Raw genomic sequence first — 300 nt, 5'->3', positions numbered from 1 at the left:
GGTTTACTACGTATTACTGTTTACAACTACTTCTGGAAAAGAGCCTGCTCTGGAGGATGATCCAGCTTTAAGGTCTGAGTAGGGAAGGCGACATCAGCGTCGTTGTCGTGAATAATCTGCATAATTTGCAATAACACGTCTTGCTTCACTTCGTGGAATCGAACCCAGTTTACTGTCTTGGTAAAGGTGTAGACAAAGAAGTCTAAGGACGAAGCCCCAAAGGTATTGAAGTTCACAATCAATGTTTGATTGGCATCGATATCCGGGTGGTTCTTTAGCATGTGATGCACATCTTCAATG

1 pseudogene is annotated in these 300 nt (G+C 43.0%); it reads right to left on the bottom strand.

Annotated elements, in window-relative coordinates:
• Positions 1–26 precede the first annotated feature (26 nt).
• A pseudogene (locus tag AB4585_RS25590) lies at positions 27–300 on the bottom strand (mechanosensitive ion channel family protein); the annotation flags it as partial.

The sequence above is a fragment of the Vibrio sp. 10N.222.49.C9 genome, assembly GCF_041474985.1.
Lineage (GTDB): Bacteria > Pseudomonadota > Gammaproteobacteria > Enterobacterales > Vibrionaceae > Vibrio > Vibrio crassostreae_C.
Note: the sequence above shows the minus strand (reverse complement) of the source record. Positions and strands in the feature narration are given on the sequence as shown.